This is a genomic window from Rubripirellula amarantea (genome assembly GCF_007859865.1).
Lineage (GTDB): Bacteria > Planctomycetota > Planctomycetia > Pirellulales > Pirellulaceae > Rubripirellula > Rubripirellula amarantea.
In genome coordinates, this window is sequence record NZ_SJPI01000001.1 from 837,064 (window position 1) to 856,860 (window position 19,797).

General features: G+C 53.0%; 15 protein-coding genes. 2 read left to right on the forward strand and 13 right to left on the reverse strand.

All coding sequences use genetic code 11. The features are described from left to right. Window positions 1-6: 6 nt before the first annotated feature. The 11 genes from Pla22_RS03105 to gcvT form a co-directional block, all read right to left on the reverse strand. Window positions 7-576: a YbjN domain-containing protein gene (locus Pla22_RS03105; protein ID WP_146513305.1), complete on the reverse strand. Its 570-nt coding sequence runs from the start codon at window positions 574-576 to the stop codon at window positions 7-9. 246 nt (window positions 577-822) lie between these two features. Continuing rightward, a complete protein-coding gene (locus tag Pla22_RS03110) occupies window positions 823-2,520 on the reverse strand; it encodes a vWA domain-containing protein (protein ID WP_146513306.1) in 1,698 nt (565 codons plus the stop codon). Window positions 2,521-2,604: 84 nt separating this feature from the next. Then, on the reverse strand, window positions 2,605-4,029 hold the full coding sequence (locus Pla22_RS03115) for a magnesium chelatase (RefSeq protein ID WP_146513307.1): 1,425 nt from the start codon (window positions 4,027-4,029) through the stop codon (window positions 2,605-2,607). A 156-nt stretch (window positions 4,030-4,185) separates the two neighbouring features. Then, complete coding sequence (locus Pla22_RS03120; protein ID WP_146513308.1) at window positions 4,186-6,318, reverse strand: hypothetical protein; 2,133 nt, start codon at window positions 6,316-6,318, stop codon at window positions 4,186-4,188. Window positions 6,319-6,705: 387 nt separating this feature from the next. Further along, window positions 6,706-9,126, reverse strand: a complete 2,421-nt coding sequence (locus Pla22_RS03125; protein WP_146513309.1) for a carboxylesterase family protein — start codon at window positions 9,124-9,126, stop codon at window positions 6,706-6,708. Further along, window positions 9,123-10,013: an anti-sigma factor gene (locus Pla22_RS03130; protein WP_146513310.1), complete on the reverse strand. Its 891-nt coding sequence runs from the start codon at window positions 10,011-10,013 to the stop codon at window positions 9,123-9,125. The genes Pla22_RS03125 and Pla22_RS03130 overlap by 4 nt, the downstream gene beginning before the upstream one ends. Next, window positions 10,010-10,618: an RNA polymerase sigma factor gene (locus Pla22_RS03135; RefSeq protein ID WP_146513311.1), complete on the reverse strand. Its 609-nt coding sequence runs from the start codon at window positions 10,616-10,618 to the stop codon at window positions 10,010-10,012. Before Pla22_RS03135 ends, Pla22_RS03130 begins: the two co-directional genes overlap by 4 nt. A 122-nt stretch (window positions 10,619-10,740) precedes the next feature. After that, window positions 10,741-11,418 (reverse strand): FHA domain-containing protein, encoded by a 678-nt coding sequence (locus Pla22_RS03140; protein ID WP_146513312.1) that lies wholly within the window; start codon window positions 11,416-11,418, stop codon window positions 10,741-10,743. A 407-nt stretch (window positions 11,419-11,825) separates the two neighbouring features. Continuing rightward, the gene (locus Pla22_RS03145; RefSeq protein ID WP_146513313.1) at window positions 11,826-12,776 is read right to left on the reverse strand and encodes a lipoate--protein ligase family protein; all 951 of its coding nucleotides are present in this window, start codon (window positions 12,774-12,776) and stop codon (window positions 11,826-11,828) included. Between the two features lie 2 nt (window positions 12,777-12,778). Further along, window positions 12,779-13,174: a glycine cleavage system protein GcvH gene (gene gcvH, locus Pla22_RS03150; RefSeq protein ID WP_146513314.1), complete on the reverse strand. Its 396-nt coding sequence runs from the start codon at window positions 13,172-13,174 to the stop codon at window positions 12,779-12,781. Between the two features lie 136 nt (window positions 13,175-13,310). Continuing rightward, window positions 13,311-14,429, reverse strand: a complete 1,119-nt coding sequence (gene gcvT / locus Pla22_RS03155) for a glycine cleavage system aminomethyltransferase GcvT (RefSeq protein WP_242631765.1) — start codon at window positions 14,427-14,429, stop codon at window positions 13,311-13,313. A gap of 231 nt (window positions 14,430-14,660) precedes the next feature. On the opposite strand from gcvT, the gene arsS reads away from it, so the two are divergent. After that, complete coding sequence (arsS, locus tag Pla22_RS03160) at window positions 14,661-15,668, forward strand: arsenosugar biosynthesis radical SAM (seleno)protein ArsS (RefSeq protein WP_146513316.1); 1,008 nt, start codon at window positions 14,661-14,663, stop codon at window positions 15,666-15,668. A 52-nt stretch (window positions 15,669-15,720) separates the two neighbouring features. Next, complete coding sequence (locus Pla22_RS03165) at window positions 15,721-16,866, forward strand: methyltransferase domain-containing protein (protein WP_146515194.1); 1,146 nt, start codon at window positions 15,721-15,723, stop codon at window positions 16,864-16,866. A 47-nt stretch (window positions 16,867-16,913) separates the two neighbouring features. On the opposite strand, the gene Pla22_RS03170 is transcribed toward Pla22_RS03165, so the two are convergent. Beyond that, on the reverse strand, window positions 16,914-18,134 hold the full coding sequence (locus Pla22_RS03170) for a tyrosine-protein kinase family protein (protein WP_146513317.1): 1,221 nt from the start codon (window positions 18,132-18,134) through the stop codon (window positions 16,914-16,916). A gap of 61 nt (window positions 18,135-18,195) precedes the next feature. After that, a complete protein-coding gene (locus Pla22_RS03175; RefSeq protein WP_146513318.1) occupies window positions 18,196-19,464 on the reverse strand; it encodes a hypothetical protein in 1,269 nt (422 codons plus the stop codon). Window positions 19,465-19,797: the final 333 nt, after the last annotated feature.

Here is a 19,797-nt window from a genome sequence, read left to right on the forward strand (position 1 = left end):
TCAATGCTACATCGGGGCATCGTCGTCGAACGAAAAGTCGTCGTCGTCATACTTGTCAGCGTGTTCGTTGTCGTCGTCGCTTCCAAGACCGACTTCCCCCGTGTCCCCTTCAATCAACTTTCGCATTAATTCGTCAATCGGATCATGGCGGATGGCAAGCGAGTCGTTGTGAGCGAGTTTGCGAAGATGAGGTCCAAACGAATTGGATTCGTTGACAACAACACTTAGCATTCGTTTGATCTGAGTATTGCTGATTTCGCCGTCTTCAATCGGCAATGCAGCCTCCACGACAACCTCGTCGGCACCGCTCAGTCGCCCAATGACCATTTGGTCGTTTCGATGTGCCATGGCTTCCCAAACACGACAACGCCCTGCGTGATCAAATTCGTCGAGGTGGACAAGCGGCTGGCTGCGGATAAGCAAGCACTCGCCATCTTCAAGCAGCCGAACATTGACTCCGGTTTTATTGCCAAACATCAAAAACCAAGATCCATGCTCAGCGTCTTCGCCCGCGCGAAAATAACGCAGTTCTTCTTCCTCAAAAAAAGCTTCGATTCGAAATTGGTTTACCGCCACGTCGTGCTCCTAAAATTTGAGTTCGTATCAACTCAGCCAACCTGATTGTCGCGGCTAGAGCCGAAAAGTCAAAATTTCAGTCTCTTCCTATACCCCAGAGAGAGGATTTAGCGGCCAAATCCGTGCCCAAAAGACTCTTTAGGAAAATTGACAACCAATGAAGCGGCAAGGTTCGGCAAGGTTCAGGGCGAATTCACGATGAGGCAGTCGCTGCGCTCACTTTTTGGACTCCTCGCGATGGACAGCCTACGCGATGATCTCACGACGGTTCTTTACGTAGTCCCACAACACGAACCGGTCCAAGTCACGCCCACTGGTGAAAAACACACGTCCCTTGGTCGTCTGAGCCAAGCGTTGAGCGAAACGAACATCCTCTTCGCTTTGTGACCAACTGGGAATCAAAAAAATGTTGATCGTGATGTCCTCTTTCTTACACATCATTGCTTCCCGCATCGTTGCTTGCTCGGTCCGCGGATCCGGCGGGTAGAGCATGAATAGTTTTTCCTCTTCGAAATGGGCGGTGGGCAGGCCATCGGTGATCAGCACGATCTGCCGATTTGGCGTATCACACGTCGCCAAGTTGCGACGCGCAAGTTGCAAGGAGTGTTGAATATTGGTGAAGTGAGGGTGAATCTGGGCCTCACTGATGTTGGGATCGCTCATGTCCGCGTACAACTGCACCCACGGATCATGGATGGTGACCGGCTTGGGCATCATCTCTATGATCTCGCCCGGAGTTCGCAATTTCGCAAAGGTATACATCTCGATGAATCGCAAGAAATCACCTGGGTATTCGCTTTGAATCAATCCCTGCAAGGCGAGAGCCATCCGCTTGACGTTGATGTATTGACCGTCATACCGCATCGAACCGCTCATATCCATGATGACGGCGGTAGCACATTTGGGATGGTTGCGAGTCTTATGAACTTCGATATCGTCGCTACGCAATCGAATCGGACGCTCGTCACCTTGCCGCAATAACGCATTGATTATCGTTTGCGGCAAATCAATGTTGGCGACACTATCGCCAAATTCATACGACTTGGTTTGCTGTAGCTCGACGGCTCCTTCACCAACAACGTCACCTTCGTGGCGGCCAGTACGCGAAGGGGCTAGTTCACTGAAAATCCGTTGGAGCAAACGTCCTTGAAAGATTTTGTAGGCCTGAGGGGTCAACCGAAAACCTTTCCCATCAGGATTTTTTTCCAATCCCTGACGTTCGGCCTGCTCCCGCATCAAGTTTTCGACTTGGCGACGCATCTCTTCGAGCTGCTCCATATCGCCAGGCTGAGCAAACTCAGACAGTAGATCCATGTCGATGATCCCGATCTGAGCGTTCTTGGCCGCTTCTTCGAGCTGTTTGAGCAACTCGTCGATCTTCTCCAGTTCATCTTTGACTTCAAGTGCCTTGGGAACACTCATCGACTCGTTGCCAGTGAACGTGTACTTCGTCGCCAATTCCTCGATGTTGTGCTTATCGCTCATACGTGCCGCAACTTGCATCAGCCCGCGAGCAAGTTCGCCGTTGTCATCGTCGGTGCGGTACCAAAGCTGTTCGATCATGTACGGCTGTTCGTACGTGACGGCTTGATGGAACGCTTTTTCCATCTTCTTGGGCACGTTCAGGTTTTTCGCAGTGTTTCGAAACGCCTTGCGGGCTTTCTTTTCAACCGCTTTTGTTTCGTAGGTCTCAAGGATCTTGCGTTTGCGTTCTTCAAGCATGGCACGAAGCATGTCCAAGCTCGGACCTAGTCCCGCAATCTGGCTCGGATCCAACTTAACGGCCCGTGCGAGTTCTTCTTCGGTAAGTTCTTTGTAGTTGCCGTACATCATCGCTTGCTCAAACGCCGGTGAGACCAAATCCGGTGGCGGTTGATTGGGCGGTGGGAACTGAACCGGATCGTACTTTTGATAGGCGTGAATCACGCCGCCGGGACGGTACATGCGGGAAGTCTGACGTTTGGAAGGTGAAGGGTGAAAGCTCGCCGCGGGAGCCAATTGGGATTATGACTCGTCGCGTAGAACGATCTAAATTTCGTACTGAATCTTTCCGTGCCGCTGACTACGGCTAATTTTGTCCAAGGCGTAGAGTCCGGCTAATACAAACTCAACACAACTTGCACGAACGGCTTCATTGTCGGAAGAATTCACTTCGAATGCCTTGTCCCACGCTGGCGGGACACTCTGCAACCGCTCTGCGTAATCACTGCTGGGAAGCATATCACCCACTTCGATCCGAACGCCGCTGCGGAAGATCTCAGCGATCTCGGCAAGCCCGTGTTCTTCGATGTACTCGGCAAAAACAACTTGAATCGCTTGCGCAATGGTAGCATCAAGCACTTGTTTTTCACCCATTTGATGAGTGCCCATCAAATCGAGTTCCAACTTGCCCAACGATGACGAATACAAATGCCCAAAATCGCTGATTCGAGGCACAGCCGGCTTTTCATTGTGAATGATGCCGCGCTGCCGTGCCGACGCTACCAACGTTCGGAAGTTCGCTAGTGAGAAACGAGCAGATACACCCGAGGCCTGATCGACATACTTGCTAAGTCGGGCTTGGTTTGTAATTTCCTCGACGAGTTGGTACATGAAATAGGGAACCTGAACGGGATACTCGCCCTCAAGTTCACGCCCCACCTCTTGCTGCAGAATCGCAATTCCCTGATCACGCTCGCTGGGATAGTGCGTTTGAATGATCGTACCGATGCGATCCTTCAACTGGGGAATCACCTTGCCACTACGGTTGTACGTCGAAGGATTCGCAGAGAACAGAATCATCACATCCAAGTTGAATTGGATTGGATAGCCACGAATCTGCACATCTCGTTCTTCGAGAATGTTGAACAAACCAACCTGCACAAGTTCATCTAGTTCGGGCAGCTCATTCATTGCGAAGATGCCACGGTGAAGCCGAGGAATCAGGCCGAACGACAAAGCTTCCTCGGCGCTCATGCTGACGCCGCCGGTCAGCTTTGCTGGGTCGATCTCGCCAATGATATCAGCAAACTTTGTTCCAGGGCTCAATCGTTCGGCATAGCGTTGATCACGATGCCACCATGCGATCTGGATATCTTCGGGATCGTGCTCGGCAACGAGCCGTTTGCCCAATGCCGAAATCGGGTTGGTTGGGTCTTCGTGAACGGGCAGATCTGGATGCTTGATGTACGGGATCCATTCATCCAAAAACCGCGTCAACATTCGCATGATGCGACTCTTCGCTTGTCCCTTTTCACCCAGGAACAACATGTCGTGTCCTGCCAGCAACGCGAGATTAATCTCGGGAATTACCGTGTCGTCGTAGCCTACGATTCCGGGAAAAAGTTCTGTACCTGCAGCGAGCATTCGCGTGAAGTTATCACGAATCTCGTCTTTGACCGATTTGGATTTCCAACCACTGTCGAGCAAACTTTGCAGCGTGGTCGGTTGGGGAGGTGCCAAAAGAGCATTCATTCGAGCTGACCTGAAAGTGTCCAAGACTGGTAATACGGCGATCGTTTGCGACTGCCGAATTGTAGGTGCTTGAACAGCGACTCGAGACACGAAGTCAAAAGTTTATCGACCACTTTTGCATGCACGAACTGAGCCAACCGAGTCCGATCGGACTATTTAACGGTTGGAAACCGTAAGGTGTGGTGGCAAGAGTTCCTCAATCGCGTCGATTCGGCGGCTAGCTTCGAGACGCTCGAGCCCCTCAGAGGAATCATGCACGCGATTAAGAATATCGATCGCATGCAATCGCACAGAGTCGCGCACACGTCCATCAAGACGCTCGGCAACCTTCTCCCATCGCAACGCAACCGAAAGCCAATCTTTCTGGAGATCTGCTACCGCATCGACCTGCTTGATCAGGGATATTTCTTGGCGAGCAACGCTGGCGATCTTAGGATCGGACGCTTGGTCGAGAAACGATAAACCGTCGCTCCAATTGCGAAGCATCAAACACAAATAACGTCCAAGCAATGGTGCCTCTTCGGTAGAGGTATCGACCATTGATATCATGCCATCGCGTTCCATCACGCGGCGGTACGATTTGGATAATCGTTCGCAAACCTTCAACGTATCCGCATTCTGATTCACGACCGAAGCGAGCGAGAAATCACTGGCAAGGGGAAGCGAACGTTGCATTGCGGCATGAATCTGGGCTGCAGCCTCAAGCGAATCGTTAGCGAAAACTCGCTCGAACAATTGCACACCTTCGCTTAGATACTGATCATGTTCTTCCGGTAGATTCAAAACCGATTGCAACTGCTCATAAGCGTCGGCAAGCGATTGATCCGCGTTACGCGAATCAAGCTCAACGGAAATTGCTTCCCGTGATTCAACAACGACCGACTCGGACCCAATTAAATCGGATTCGGAGCCTTCCATTGGCGTCACAGGTTCTTCAGATTCTTGATCGAACGAATCGAAACCCGCAAACGGATCGGGAAGGTAGTCTCCCTGCATGATCTCGGCGTTGTCAGAGGCCATGGGGATCTCAAGCGAGTTGTTACGATCAAGCGATCCAACATTTGCGACGCTTGCCAGGTCGTTTTCGCCCGGTGCCGCCGACGAAGACTGACTCGAAAGTTGTTTCTCGAGATCAACGATCACATCGGAATTAGATCGATCTGTCGCCAGACCATTTACGGGTACGTTATCCATGGAAGGGCTAGCAATGGCTGCGGCCGCTTCGGTGGGGATTTCAGTCGGACCTGGACTTGCAATGACCGGACCTTTTCCTGCAATGACCGGGGCAACCGCAGGATTCATCACGCCGATGGACAGGGGCGCAGCGGTCGGCGGCGCCGGTTCCTGATGAACGGAAGGTCCAGCGACTTTATCAAGAGGCGCCATTGCGTCATCAGACGCGGATGCGTCAACCGACGCAAGCATTGGATCACTGAGTTCGCTGGACTCCGTAGCGGACGATGCAGCGTCTAGCACTTCAATGTCTAAAGATTCACGCTCCTGAGCACCAACAATGCTTGAATCGATACTCGTTGACACACTAATCGCTGACGCATCAATCGACGTTTTGACAACTTCAGAAACGCCAGATTCGAGCTTTGGTTGCGCCATCTCGGCGGGGTCTTTACTTTGAAGATTGGTCGACCGGGATTCCAACAGCACGAACGAGACACTTCGGCGTATCGAAGCAACTCCCAATAAACTACCGATCAGCAACCCGCCCATCGCAAACGCCAACCAGGGGCCAACCAATCGATGACGGGCTCGTCGAAACTTGCGACTCAGTGGTGACGCAGATAGCAGATCATCGTCGCTAAGAGTGATTCGCCAAAGCTCTTCGCTGGAATCATCATCCTCATCACTATCCGAGACTGAATCGAAGCCTGCCTGAAAACTTGATGCCCCATCGACACGAAAAGCCGACTCCGGTGTGAATCCTGGAGGACGTCCAGCCAACAACAATGCTGACGCTGCCAAGAACTGTTCTTCCGAAAACCGAGTCTTGCCAGCGACATGCAGTGTGTTCGGCAAAATACGGCCGACGTAGGCTCGTTGGTGCGGATTCGACCGCTGACGAGGATCCATCAATCGGTAGGCGGAGGTAACCACGCGAGATAGCTGGCGCTCAACTTGTTCCGATGGCGACGCCAACTGTTGCTCTGCCAAAGTGTGGGCGCTACGTGCGGCCGCGCTACGAATCACACTGAGGCGAAACTCGTTGGTGCGAACACCTAAACGCCGAAAATCTTCAACGTTTAAGGCAATCGTTTCGGTGGGAGTGGTTGGCATCTTGAGCGGAGAACTTCTGAACCTGTGAGACGTTTGCTAGGCTCAAAAATTCCTCAACAAGGGCGGAGAAACGTGAAGGTGAGAAAATGTAGGTAGGAGCAAAGCTGCCGAATTCCATCGTGCAGGCTGCCCCTAGTATCGCACGATCGAGGGTACAGACACGATTTTCTTATGTCGGGAAACATAAATCCAGCGGGAAAAACAATGCTGAGGAGATAGACGCCCGTACGGCTGGGCTAATGGTGTCCGAGGTGATGAATTTTCTGAAGCATTGCAATAACTAACCCCACAAGAGGAGTAAAACGCCTCCTTCAAGCCTCAGAATTGCAAGCAATAAAACCGCTTTCACCGAACGATCACACCATTTCCAATGATCGCAACGCCGAATCAAGGGATGGTAATTTCCAACCAAACTGCTCGTTTGCGATCTGCTCGACGTCGCGCGTCCTCGAGGATGGTTTCGAGATTTCCATCGTAGTTGTGCCGGATTGTTCGTGATCCGTAATGAACAACGATCTCACGATTCAGATCGAGCCCGGCCTGAGGACGAAGCAGCAATCGCACTCGATCCGCCGGTGCCTTGAACCTGATTTGGTTGCCCTCGTTGATTGTTCCTTCAACTGGCTTCGATCGAATTTTAGGTGCGTCGTCCCACAGGATCGGATCGATTGCGGTGCCGGGCTTCAAATCTAATAACTCCACCCACCAAAAAAACTGGTCGCCCTGGCGGATCATGTTTGCTTCAAATTCTCGAGGTATCGGTCGTCGCACATGGGCCGAACTCGACATCCACTCAAAGAACCTGGGCGTCTCCTCATAGAAGTACTCACGCCCTCGGCCCCGATACATCACCACCAATGCATCGTGCTTGTACGACATGTAATCGTCCATGATGCCGCCGCTTGCCCGGCTTCCGTCGAGTTCCCCCATCACGAGATACATCGGCACGTATCGCGAATTGGGCTCGTAGTGATGAACCGTTTTGTCCGGCGTGGCACTAATTGCAATCAAGCCAGCCCAAAGATCAGGATGAGCAAGGGCAATGTCCCATGCGGCCGTTCCACCTTCACCTTGGCCAGCCAGAAACACTCGATCGGAATCTATCGAACATCGCCTCATTGCATCTCGCATTGCCGCCAACACTCGTTCATGTTCGGCGGGCGTGTACTCGTACCGGCGTTGAGCAGGCCGACTCCAACGTGGTGCGACGACGATGAACCCATGACGCGAAGCGTGACCAAGCCGAGATGCTAATCCACCTTCGGCTTGCTCGTCATTCAACTGATCGTCTAGTTGTTGCGTGACAGACCCGACACCTCCCGACCACCAATCAATCTGTGCGGCGTGATCACTTCTCGCCGGATGCAGCGCAATGAGGCACGGGTAAGATCGAAGCGGATTGTATTCTGGAGGTAACTGAATCACATACTCGGCAAGATCAGTTTGCACCGAATGCATGCCTTCCACACGATCACTCGCCGACCCTTCGGGCCACGATCGCGTGGGCACAAGCAATGGCAACATCTTATCGATGTACTCTGCCTGAGCCCCTTCTAAACTCCTAAGTTGATCCAGGATCGCTTGGTGTCGATTTCGATCGTCGGTCCCCAAGTAATCGGCAACCAAGTCGCGAACCTGAACCAAAGACGTCACCACGCTAAGGTTTTGCTCGCCTGCCCCCGCCCCCATCAACCAACCCGAAATCGCCAACGCAACGCGGTTGTCCAAAGCAATTGTTTCGGACTCACCCAATCGTGAGTAATCACTCAGTCGCGACAGAGTATCGGCGGATAATCCCTCGCTGATCTCTTGCACAATTGCCTTCAGCTTTCCTTGATCTGCGGCGGCAAGCTGTGCGACCTGTTCGGTCAGCAGCCCGGTCAACCGTGCTGCTTCGAGTCCAGAGGTCTCAATTTCTTTGCGTGCATCCTGAACTTGCAAACGAGTGATTCGCCCAACATCTTTGACCGGGAAGTTATCGAGGATGCGGGCCGCCAACCGATGCTGCCCCGCTTTATTTCGGATTTTCGCTTCATCCAAAAGTTGAGATGCCTGCCGCTCGGTAAGAGCAAGAACCTGCTTCGGCAGATCTGTTTCTTCAGGAAAATCAATGATCGTTTGCTGCAACGCTCGTTTTGCATCGCCGAACCGATCAGCAGAAATGTAAAACCGCACGATCTCTAATCGCGCATTCAAGTCGGTTTCATCAAACTGCGTTTTGAAGAACGCATCCAACGTGCTGGAGTCCATTGTGCTGGTGGCAACACGCATTTCCCAAAGCAAAGACGGTTGTCCTTGGGGAGGCTTAAGTGCCGACAAGACTGCGTACCGCGGGTTAAGTTCCGTGATGCCCTGGATGACTTTTACCGGGCCCGTCGGCCCGCGAATTTGCAACAACCGACGCCCGAATTCATTGAAGGGCGATACACCGAGCACGCTGCCCAATCCGCCCACCGATTTTCCGCCTAAAGGGATTGGCTGCCAAAAGTCGATCCGTTGATCCAGATTCGGTTTGTCGATCGGAGGCACGGACACCATTCCTTTGCCATGGAAATAATGTCGTCGCAATCCATCCTCGATCAGCCAGATAGGCCGCGAAGTGAGCTGGGTGGTCGTGGACGCGCCAAAGCCCTCCTTTAGCGTTGCGATCTCGGCCTTTGACCCAATCACAACCATGCCGTTCTGCAATTGAAAAACCTGCTCGGTGTAAGCCGGCTTAACCATCATGAGCACAAGCATGAATCCGAAAAGCGTCGGGCATCGCTTGAGCATTAGACTTCGATCGAGAATACCTCGGGGATTATTCATGATGTTCGATCCCCGCGACCGCCAGCTAAAATTTTCACAGCCCGACGAAGCGAACGACCAATGGGCGCCACACCTTCACGGACGGATTCTACCGCTGGCATGGTTTGGTCGATCCAGTGCTTAGCATCCACCCAAGACTCAGTTCCCATCGGATTCCACAACGATGTGGATTCCGAATGAGCCACGGCTGCGATTCCAAGCGCCGGCATACTTGATGCGGCAGAAAGCTTAGACACCGAGGCCCCTTTCGACGAAACAACCGCTTGCTGATTACTATGCAGTCTTTGAACTGGAACACTCCGTGGAACCAAGACACTTCGCGCATCAATGCGATTGAGTTCAACGCCTTGGAGTTCACTCTCGTTCACACCGATGGGATCAAACGGTGAAGCAGCCAGGTCAGGGCTAACGAGGCTACCTTCTCTTTGCGATGGATCGTCCCCACCAGGCCGCGAGTGTACAGGCAACATTTCGTCTGACGTTTCGATTTGCAGCTTCGCGATATTTGTTGTTGAGCGTGACTGATGAAATTGAATCATCGCCCACATGATTGTCGCAGCGACCGCCATGGTCGCAATCGTCCGACGCGACCTACGTGGTTGAGCTGGCGTGCTTATTCGCTGCGTTACGTTTGGGTCGTCCACAATATGTTTGCGAGAAGCAGAGTTGCCAAAAACGGGGTCGTCCGAAAATTGCTCTGAACGAAAGGCGACGGCGTCGAGTTGGCAAACCATTGAGAAACGTGCGCCACAACCCGCACACAACTGAGCGTGGCCGCACAACTCCGCATTTTGACTTGGCGATTTTCGCTGGTCGAGAACATCGTTCAGAAGCTCGGCAAATTGATCGCAACTCATGTTATCGATGGTGGGGTCACTATCGCTCATACGTTGACCTCCCGATTCGACAACGAAGACCTTGATGGCTGAGCGGGTTGTCGCCCAATGACTTCGCGACATCGCAGGTGATCAATGATCTGCAAACGTGCACGATGAACCCAGGTCTTTACGGTACCGATAGGATGCCCCATCGATTCGGCAATTTGCTCGTAGGAACTTTGCTGGTGGTGGAAGAGCTCAAACGCAATCCGATGATTCGCGGGTAGGATCGTCATCGCCAATTTCAGCTCTTCACTGAGCTGCTCCGCTGCACGAGCTTCATTCTCGATGTCGGCGGTCGGCTCGATCACTGGTGTTAGCGAACGAAATTGCCGCCTAGCAGCCAGGAAACTACGACACCGATTCCCAGCGATCGTCACGATCCAGGGCTCAATTGGCAAACGTTGATCCCAGTGATCAAAATACCGAATGATGCGTGAGAAGGTCTCTTGCGTAACGTCCTCGGCATCTTGCTGATGACCGAGGAATCGCAGACAGACCCGGAAGATCAACGAATGATAGCGGTCCGCGAGAACGGCTAGCATCTCGCGTTCGTCACTTGGCAGAAGGTTCGCAGGGAGCAATGTTGCGTCGATGGATTTGGAATGCTCCATGAATCATCTCGCAAGTGAGGTGGGGTACTGAGGACTGCGTTAGCTCTCGTCGAACAACGTAGCAGACATCCCGATCACCAAATTTATCTAAATTTCCGCGAATGCGAAGATAAAGGTTGAAGCTATCGACCGCTAAAAAACCGCTTCAGGGCGTTGTCCGCTGCATCACGAGAATTATCGGTCATCGCCTTCTTCAGTCCATCAGGCAATTTACCCGGTTTCTTCTTTTCAGGACGTTTGCGTACGGTGCTATCGTCAGAGTCCTCAACCGATAACTCAGTGCTGTCGCCCCCGGATGATGATTCTTCCATCTGGTCCATGCGGAATTGCCGCGTCTCGGGATCCGACAATTTGCGGACACGATCGATTTGATCCGCTTCGTCTAGCCACGAGCTAACGTCGACCGCTTCAAACTTACTATCCTGAGAACCAGCCTCTACCATCCGCGATGCAGCGTCACCAACGTCTGCGACTTCAGGCTTCTTGGCGGCTTGCAGTCCATGTTCGATCAGAACTTCAAAGTTGAGCTTGCCGATTCTTAGTTGGTCACCAGCCTTAAGCACCTTGGCTTTATCAACTGGCAATCGCTGATCATTAACAAAAGTGCCGTTGCGACTCTTCAAGTCTTGGACCAAGACACGATTGTCTTTCAAAACGATGATGCAGTGCTTGCGACTAACGGATTCACTCTTGGGACGAAGCTGACACGACTCGCTTCGGCCAATGAGGAATTTCTCGCTAGAGATTGCAATCTCTTTACCTTCATGGCTGCCCGTTTGGACCTTGAGCTTTACCTGCATGGATCACCTTGAAGAGATTTGACGAGCGATTGATATAAACTTGGATGCGACGATGTGACTTGCAGGCCCACATCCATCGGCGAATATTTGGCTACGAACGAGCACACGTTCACGGACGAACATACTGCGAATGATGTGCCGGAAGTAGGCGGTCCCTTGGGGGGCTTGACCCGACCACAATCTATCCTCGCTAAGACGCTCCGCGTCCATGTACGAACACCAAATTAGGACTTAAGACAAGCTGAATCTTTCAGGGTTAATTATCGGCAGTACCGAATCGCATCGCCTCTATTCTACGCACAATTTTGAGTGAGAGAATGCCGATCCGGCAAGTTCAACGGCATCTTATACCACCTTGGGCAATTTTAAAGCGACTTAACCACCCACCAGAGGCATAAACGAGTCATCTAGCGACGATGCATCCAAGCGTCGCTACCAAATCGCTCATCCGCAATCTCAGCCATTCGGGCAAGTTCATCTTGAGTTGGTTGTGATGCCACCAAGTTCAGATTGAGCTCTTGCCCCAACTGATCTGCGATAGGCGAAATCAGTTCTCGAGGGACGCCAACCTTTGCCCCCAGATCTCGGATACCTGGTAACTCTGGAGCAAGCGAACTAGCACGCACGAGCAAACTTCCATGCTGCAGTACAGAAACCCGCCCACGTCGCTGCGCGCTACCGAGCACTTTGTAGCCGGCGACAATCAAGTCCTGCTCGGTCCGACGTTGAAAGCAGAGGAAAGGCTGGTCCCGACGGGCTTGCCCATCTGTGTTGGAAGCAAGTGCAGTTCGCGTGCGGTGATAGGCCGCTGAGTGATAAAAGGGAATCGCAGTTACTCCGATTCCGGATAGGACGTTGGCTATCACGCGATGGACTTTTTGATACAGCTCTGCATCTGCACCACGTCGACTATCAACATTTCGAACGACCAGACTGTAGGTCAATTCGTGTTCATGCAAAATCGCACCACCACCCGAAGCGCGACGAACACAAGCCGCCGATTGACTGGGGACGTGCTGACCACGCTGGTCGTAAGCCTGGAAATATCCCAGCGAAAGTGTGGGGACCTTCCAAGTGTAAAATCGTAAGCACGCGGCAGGTGCGGCTAATTCATTTTCAACAACCGCGTCGCGGTGCGTCGGATGACCGTCCTCATGAACACCACATTCAGAATCATCACTGCGTCCTGAGTCACCACGTTCCGATGAGCCAACACGTTCCGATGAGTCAACACTTTGTCCAGAATTGACAGCACCAAGCCGATCCATCGACTCTAGCAAGGCTTGGTCCAACGCCATGTTATCGGCTGGAGCCATCGGCTCGGAAACAATCAAACGCCCCCAGGATTGATTCGTCACTTTCAGCCCGAAGCAGCGCACTGTTTTTCATAAGCAGCGTGATCGAGCAGTTTCTCACGCCCAGCATCGCCATCCACTTTGACTCGAATGATCCAACCAAAGTCGTATGGATCATCGTTAAGTTGCTCAAGCGAATCAGGTAGTCCTTCGTGGACTTCCACAACGGTGCCACTGACGGGACTGTAAAGCGGGCTGACTGCTTTGACCGATTCGACTTCACCAAATTCATCGCCGAACTCAAGCACTTTGCCTACTTCTGGCAAATCCATGTAGACCAAATCGTTGAGCTGTTCGATGGCAAACGCAGAAATCCCGATCGTGGCGATTCCATCCTCACCAGCAAGGTCCAACCATTCATGCGTTTGAGCGTAGAGCAACTTTGACGGATCACGAGACATGAACGTTTCCTCGGGGGCGAAGTTCACAAGATGAAAACTGAAACAGACAACAACGATGAGCTTACCAAGATTCACTGACCTTCAAAAGAACGCCACCCCAGCTTGGATTTGCTGTCGCGTTTGCCACTGGGACCACTTATTTTGCGCGACGATAGAAAGGCAGTTTGGTAGCGACCGCCTCGGCATTTTTCCCGCGAATGTCGATGGTGTAGCGAGGTAGATCCGCCACACCGGCGTCAATGTATGCCACGGCAATCGCTTTGCCCAACGTGGGGGAAGGACCGCCACTAGTGATCACTCCCACAGGTTCGCCGTTGGGTCCTAGAACCGTTGATCCTTCACGCGCGGGGCGCTTGCCTTCAAGGATTAGCCCACGTCGCACTCGCTTGGGCCCCTCACTGGCGATCTGGCGTAATGCCTCGTCACCGATAAACCCACGACCTTCAAGATTGCAGGCGAAAGTTAAGCCTGCTGTGATCGGGTCGATGGTTTCGTCGAGTTCATGTCCGTAAAGTGGCATCGCCGCTTCAAGCCGCAAGGTATCGCGTGCTCCGAGTCCAGCCGGTGCAAAGCCAGCCTCGCGACCGCACAACAATACGTTTTCCCAGATACGCGTTGCTTCCTCGGCCCGGACGATCAGCTCGAAACCATCCTCGCCAGTGTACCCCGTGCGACTAATGATGACTGGTTTGGAAAACTGATCCGTGATGACCGTGCGATAGTACTTCAAGCGTTTCGGGTCAAACTTAAACAATCGCGAGCATACTTCCATCGCCATCGGACCTTGGACAGCGATCATCGCCGTCAATTCCGTTCGATCCGAAACCGTGACAGTGGGATAGTCAGCCAAATGCGGCACGATCCAATTTAGAATTTTCTCTCGATTGGACGCATTAACGACCATCAAGTGGAAACGACGTTGGGAAGGCGTTTCTAAGTTTGAAACCAGCACATCATCGAGGACACCGCCATCGGCATTGCACATCAATCCATATCGAACTGTACCGATGGGCATATCGCTAACGCGGCGAGTTAGAAGATGGTCAAGCAATTGCTCGCTGCCATCGCCGTCAAACCGCAATCGCCCCATGTGGGATACGTCAAATAGGGCAGCAGAAGTCCGGCAAGTTTGGTGCTCGGTGACGATCGACGAGTACTGAATCGGCATTTCATAGCCGGCGAAGGGAACCAAGCGGGCACCGGCGTCACGGTGCCACTGAATCAAGGGTGTTGCATGCAGGTCAGTCGAAGTCACGGAAATTTCACTCGTCAAAGAAGGGAAGGGACTCACACAATGTACGCATCCAAGCACAACCAGTAACCTACCCAACGGCAAGCGACCGCTCCCAAGCGAGGGCATATCGTCGCTAAGATAGTTAAGGCAACGATCGCGCCTGCTACCCGCAAGTCGATGGCGGATCGCAGACCATTGCAGCCATTGCCTATCGACTCTGACTCTCACTTCCCTTTGACGCCGCGAGCCTGAATGTCTGTTTTGCTTCCCGTGATTGATGCTGGATTGCCCACGGGTATTGTGGCGCCTTTTGGACAACGAATCCGTCAGCTCGATGGTGATTTCACACGCACCTCTTTGGCGAATTTGCAAATCAACTTGGGAAAACTGTGTAATCAGACCTGCACACATTGCCATGTCGAAGCGGGGCCCACAAAGACTCGCGAGAACATGAACAGCGAGGTGGCGGACCGGGTAATGGAGCTAGCGTCGCTGACTAAGCGATTGCAAACGGTTGATTTGACTGGTGGCGCCCCCGAGATGAACCCTCACTTCCGTCGCTTGGTTCGATTCTTTCGTTCTCGCGATTTGCAAGTCATTGACCGTTGCAATCTCACCATCTTGACTCAGCCCGGCTATGAAGACTTAGCGGACTTCTTAGCGGAACAAGGCGTCAACGTCGTTGCCTCGTTGCCATGCTACTTAGAGGACAACGTTGACGGCCAACGAGGCAATGGAGTGTTCGCTCGCAGCATCGAAGGCATTCGCATGCTCAACGAACGAGGCTACGGAAAAACATTACCGCTCGACTTGGTCTACAACCCAACCGGACCATCGTTGCCACCTGACCAGACCGCTTTGCAAGCGGATTACAAACGCGAACTGAAGGCACGCTACGACATTGAATTTAACTCGCTGTTCTGCATCACCAACATCCCAATCAAGCGGTATGCCCAGTATCTTGCCAAACGGAACAAGCTAGATGACTACATGCGTTTGTTGGCCGATAGTTTTAATCCAGCCGCCGTTTCGTCGGTGATGTGCCGGTCGTTGGTTTCGATCGGTTGGGACGGGGCAATCTATGATTGCGATTTCAATCAGATGCTCGAAATACCATTGGCCGGAGAGCCGCGTCAGTCGGTTTGGGACATCAACACATTTGACGATGTCATCCATAAGTCAATCGCTACAGCCGATCACTGCTATGGCTGCACCGCCGGTTCGGGCAGCAGTTGCGGCGGAGCCATTGTAAACGAGTGATGGTCCTGTACATGTATGCTTGCCTTACCTTTCTTGAGTTGATGCCTAGATGTTGAACACTGAATCCGCCGTACGTGATCGCTACACCGACGCTGCTCAAAATCAGGAACCCGCCCTTTGTTGCCCCGTCAATTATGACCGACGATACCTCGAAGTAATTCCGCAAGAGGTGATCGATCGAGACTACGGGTGTGGCGATCCGTCAAAGTATGTCAACGCCGGCGAAACGGTTTTGGATCTCGGCAGCGGAGGCGGAAAGATTTGCTTTATCGCTTCGCAGGTGGTCGGCAATCAAGGAAAGGTGATTGGTGTCGATATGAACGACACCATGTTGGAATTAGCTCGCCGCAGCCAACGTGAAGTGGCACAGAAGATTGGCTACGACAACGTGACCTTTCATAAAGGCAAAATTCAAGACATGGTGATCGACCGTGACCGCGTGGACGCGTACTTGGCTGAAAACCCAGTACAGGACGAACCTGGGCTACAGCGGCTCGAGGCGTTCATGACAAACATGCGGCAACAGTCACCGATGATCGCTGACAACTCCATCGACGTCGTGGTTAGCAACTGTGTGCTCAACTTAGTCGACGGCAATGAGAAGGAACAACTGTTCCGCGAGATATTCCGGGTACTCAAGATCGGCGGCCGGGCGGTCATTAGTGACATCGTCAGCGACGAGGCGGTACCGTTGGCGATGCAGCAGGACGCTAATTTATGGAGCGGCTGCATTTCCGGCGCGTTTCAGGAACGGGAGTTCTTACGCGCGTTCGAGCGAGCGGGTTTCATGGGTATTCACATGCCGGTTTTGCAACCAGAGCCCTGGCAAACAGTGCAGGGCATCGAGTTTCGATCAGCCACCGTGATCGCGTACAAGCCAGATCCCAGCGGTTGTTTCGAACACAACGAAGCGGTGATCTACCGTGGGCCATATCGACAAGTCACCGATGATATGGGCAATGTGTTCGAACGCGGTCAACGCACAGCCACTTGCCGAAAGACATTCACGATGATGACATCCGAACCCTATGGTGATGACTTCATTGCGGTTTCTCCGCTGACACCGATCAGTGCGGATGACGCCAAACAATTTGATAGTTCCGCGAATGCTCTTCGTTCCCCTCGCGTGACCAAAGGCAAGAACTTTGACTTGACCATCATGGGCCAAGATTGCTGCGGCGAAGAAAACTGCTGCTAACTCGAGTGACTGACCGTTAGTTCTTCAACGTCATAGGCGCACTCGCATCAAACGAAATTTTCGACGACACCGATCCCATCGATTCCAACGCGGCGAAGCAAATTCGCGACTTGAGTCAACGTGTCCGGCGTGCTCTGGTTGACGTCGTGAACAATCACGGCGCTATCAATCACAGGAGCCAAAATCTGTGCTGCTTGAAGATCGAGCACGGGACCATCAATGATTAGCAAATCAAAGTGCTTCCGCAATGATTCAATCATATGAGCACACTCTATGTGCGATGGCTGGTCAGCCGGACGCATCGGCAAGAGAGGCAGGAACGTCAAATTATCTTCAATTGCATGGACCGCGATCTCTCCGATCGGCAATCGTTGGCGGACATGCTCAATCCAGCCGAAATCCAAATCCAGGCGCAGATCATCGGCAAGCGTAGGATCAGCTAAATCGGCATCAATCAACCCGACGCGTAGACCGGACGATGCAGCGGCAAGTGCAGTTCCAATAGCAACCGTCGAACGCCCTTCGCCCGCCAGCAGACTGGTGATCAACATGGTCTGCAATCCTCCCGTCGCGGCTTCGCTGATGCGATCAGCAAGATCCTGAAAAAGAGAACCTTCGAAGAACAAGTCGGCAATGGTTTGAGGGACGTCAAAAACCTCTACCTCCCAACTGGCCCGAATCGGAGTCGTGACGCCCACACCGGAAGAGGTTGGTGATTCATCGACCATGCGACGGTCGTGTTCGCGTTGGAAGTGAGGCTGGGTTTCTGTTGCGGACGCTGCATAGTGATAGGTTGACTCCGCGGGCGTGATTGGCTCTGCGGGATAGGTTTCCACGAATAAGCTTGGCGAAGCGGCGTGCGACTCCGGTGCATGCTCAGGTTCAGAAACGGGCGGCTTCGTTGAAGATGGGGTTCGAGGGATCGAATATGCCGTGTGGATGTGCTGAAGGTGTCGGTCATCTATCCGAGTTTCCACGACATTTGCACTCACCTGCGATCGCGTGGTTGCTGGACTAGCGACTGGCACATGACTGGTATGAGTGGCGATTCGCTGGCTACCACTATCGATACGCGTGATGGCATCGTCGACCGTACGAACCCATGTCTCAGGCGTACGAATCGCCTCAGTCGTACGATTCAGCTCGGTGGCGTTCGCGTGTTGAACACGATTCGCGTCTTGCTCAGCCGCCGATATGGTCGGATTGCTGGGCTTGCTTTGGCTTTGACGAGCGAACGCTTTGACGAAGGCTTGACCGGTCGTACTCATGATAAAATCGCGACAGTGAAAGATTGGCAAAAGACAGTGAGGAAAATCGACAGCCTCGGAACTAGGAAGCGTCCGGAGCTACGCTTGGCATCGGCGGCAGGTACTGCAACCAATCGGCAACGCCGGCGGGTGTAGCCGATTCTTCGTAAGCAGCGTCGAACTGCATCGGAGCGGAATCCGCTGCACGTGCCGCCATTTCAAGTTCTTCAAGCGAAGGTGCATCGATCGAAGGGCGATTCGGCATGCGACTTGATGCTGGACGAATCACGGAACCGTCGGAAGATGACGATTGTGCGAAATTCGATGAATCGAAACCTGATCGCGTCAGGGATTCATCCGATGGTTCGACTACCGATTCACTGCTCGCGGCGTCGTTGCTAGCGATCGTCGAAACAGCCGGCGACCCAAGCGAAACGGTCGCATCCATTTGGTCGGGCCGAGTTGGTTCAGGTCTAACTCGCGAATTTTCGCCAGGAACACCATGGTCGGTGTGTGCATGCGCGGCCGATGCCGAATCACCCGCCAAATTGTATGAGGGAGCTGCACCGTGCGCGACAGACGCATCGCTTGGTCGCGCCGCGGAAGGCGTTTGAGAAGATGGCGTCATCAATCCCGATGTCGATGATCCCGATGCCATCTTAGTCGAGCTAACACTGTCCAACGGAACTTGTTCGCCACTGGGCGCGGAAATCCCGAGCTCATCTGAAACCACAATCTCACCCGCATCGAAATCCAACACTGATTCCGATGCAGCGAATTGATCTTCAGGAGTCGACGATCCCCGACGACTTGTCCATACCGCTGCCACAACGACGATCAGCAGCAGCACAACGCCTTTGCGATGGGCAACCACCGTTTCCATCCAACTACGACCGGCAGGCTGTCCTTCGTCGCGACGATGACCAGCGGACCGAACCTCGGTTTGCTGATTTGCATCTTGTTCGGACGAGACCATGTGGTCGAGGTTGCCGTTTTGGCCGAAGCCTGCCTCGCTACGGACATGCTCGGCGAATGCATTGTCGCCCAGTGCTTCCGGAGCGGGTCGACCGAGGCCGAGGTCCTGGTACCGGTCGGCTGAAAAACCGAAACTCGGTGACTCTGCGGACGCGAACTCGTTTCTCTGTGCAGTTTCGATCGCTGAACTGGCTGGTTGCTCAGCAAAAGAGGACGCCTTGGCCTCCGCACCTCGAGCTGTTGGAGTCAGATCTCGCAACTGGAACAACGTGGGTGGCAGATCGGTAGATCCTAGTTCTGCAGCGTTGGCCGTCGACGCAGGCTTGCCTGCCTGCCAACGACTGTCGTTGTTAGGCCGATTCGGCGAGACAGTCATACGAGTGTCCTGGTTTGAATGAAAAAAGTCTTGGGGAACATAAAATGACTTGGCTCATTTGCAGTGAAACGAGCGGTCGACGCCGGCAAAGACGTCAACGATCCCCCATGGAATGCATGCACTCTTCATTTATCGGATCGGAGTGTTCACATCTTGAGGGATCTGCGGAATAGACAAACTCGAACGATCAGGCAAGATTGAATAGCGAATTCAGTGGTCTCGAAGTGCCTAAGTGACCAAAAATCACGTTCCGGGGACTCAACCTCGCCTAATCAAGTTGCAAATCAGCTTGCTCAATCGCGTCCCGGGCCACTTGGAAAGCTGCGAACCGGG

Bases quoted from the DNA above. Each gene is read 5' to 3' on its own strand.
- Pla22_RS03110 (WP_146513306.1), bottom strand. From the start codon at position 2,520: ATGTACCGTCCCGGCGGCGTGATTCACGCCTATCAAAAGTACGATCCG.
- Pla22_RS03115 (WP_146513307.1), bottom strand. From the start codon at position 4,029: ATGAATGCTCTTTTGGCACCTCCCCAACCGACCACGCTGCAAAGTTTG.
- Pla22_RS03120 (WP_146513308.1), bottom strand. From the start codon at position 6,318: ATGCCAACCACTCCCACCGAAACGATTGCCTTAAACGTTGAAGATTTT.
- Pla22_RS03125 (WP_146513309.1), bottom strand. From the start codon at position 9,126: ATGAATAATCCCCGAGGTATTCTCGATCGAAGTCTAATGCTCAAGCGA.
- Pla22_RS03130 (WP_146513310.1), bottom strand. From the start codon at position 10,013: ATGAGCGATAGTGACCCCACCATCGATAACATGAGTTGCGATCAATTT.
- Pla22_RS03135 (WP_146513311.1), bottom strand. From the start codon at position 10,618: ATGGAGCATTCCAAATCCATCGACGCAACATTGCTCCCTGCGAACCTT.
- Pla22_RS03140 (WP_146513312.1), bottom strand. From the start codon at position 11,418: ATGCAGGTAAAGCTCAAGGTCCAAACGGGCAGCCATGAAGGTAAAGAG.
- gcvH (WP_146513314.1), bottom strand. From the start codon at position 13,174: ATGTCTCGTGATCCGTCAAAGTTGCTCTACGCTCAAACGCATGAATGG.
- arsS (WP_146513316.1), top strand. From the start codon at position 14,661: ATGTCTGTTTTGCTTCCCGTGATTGATGCTGGATTGCCCACGGGTATT.
- Pla22_RS03170 (WP_146513317.1), bottom strand. From the start codon at position 18,134: ATGAGTACGACCGGTCAAGCCTTCGTCAAAGCGTTCGCTCGTCAAAGC.
- Pla22_RS03175 (WP_146513318.1), bottom strand. From the start codon at position 19,464: ATGACTGTCTCGCCGAATCGGCCTAACAACGACAGTCGTTGGCAGGCA.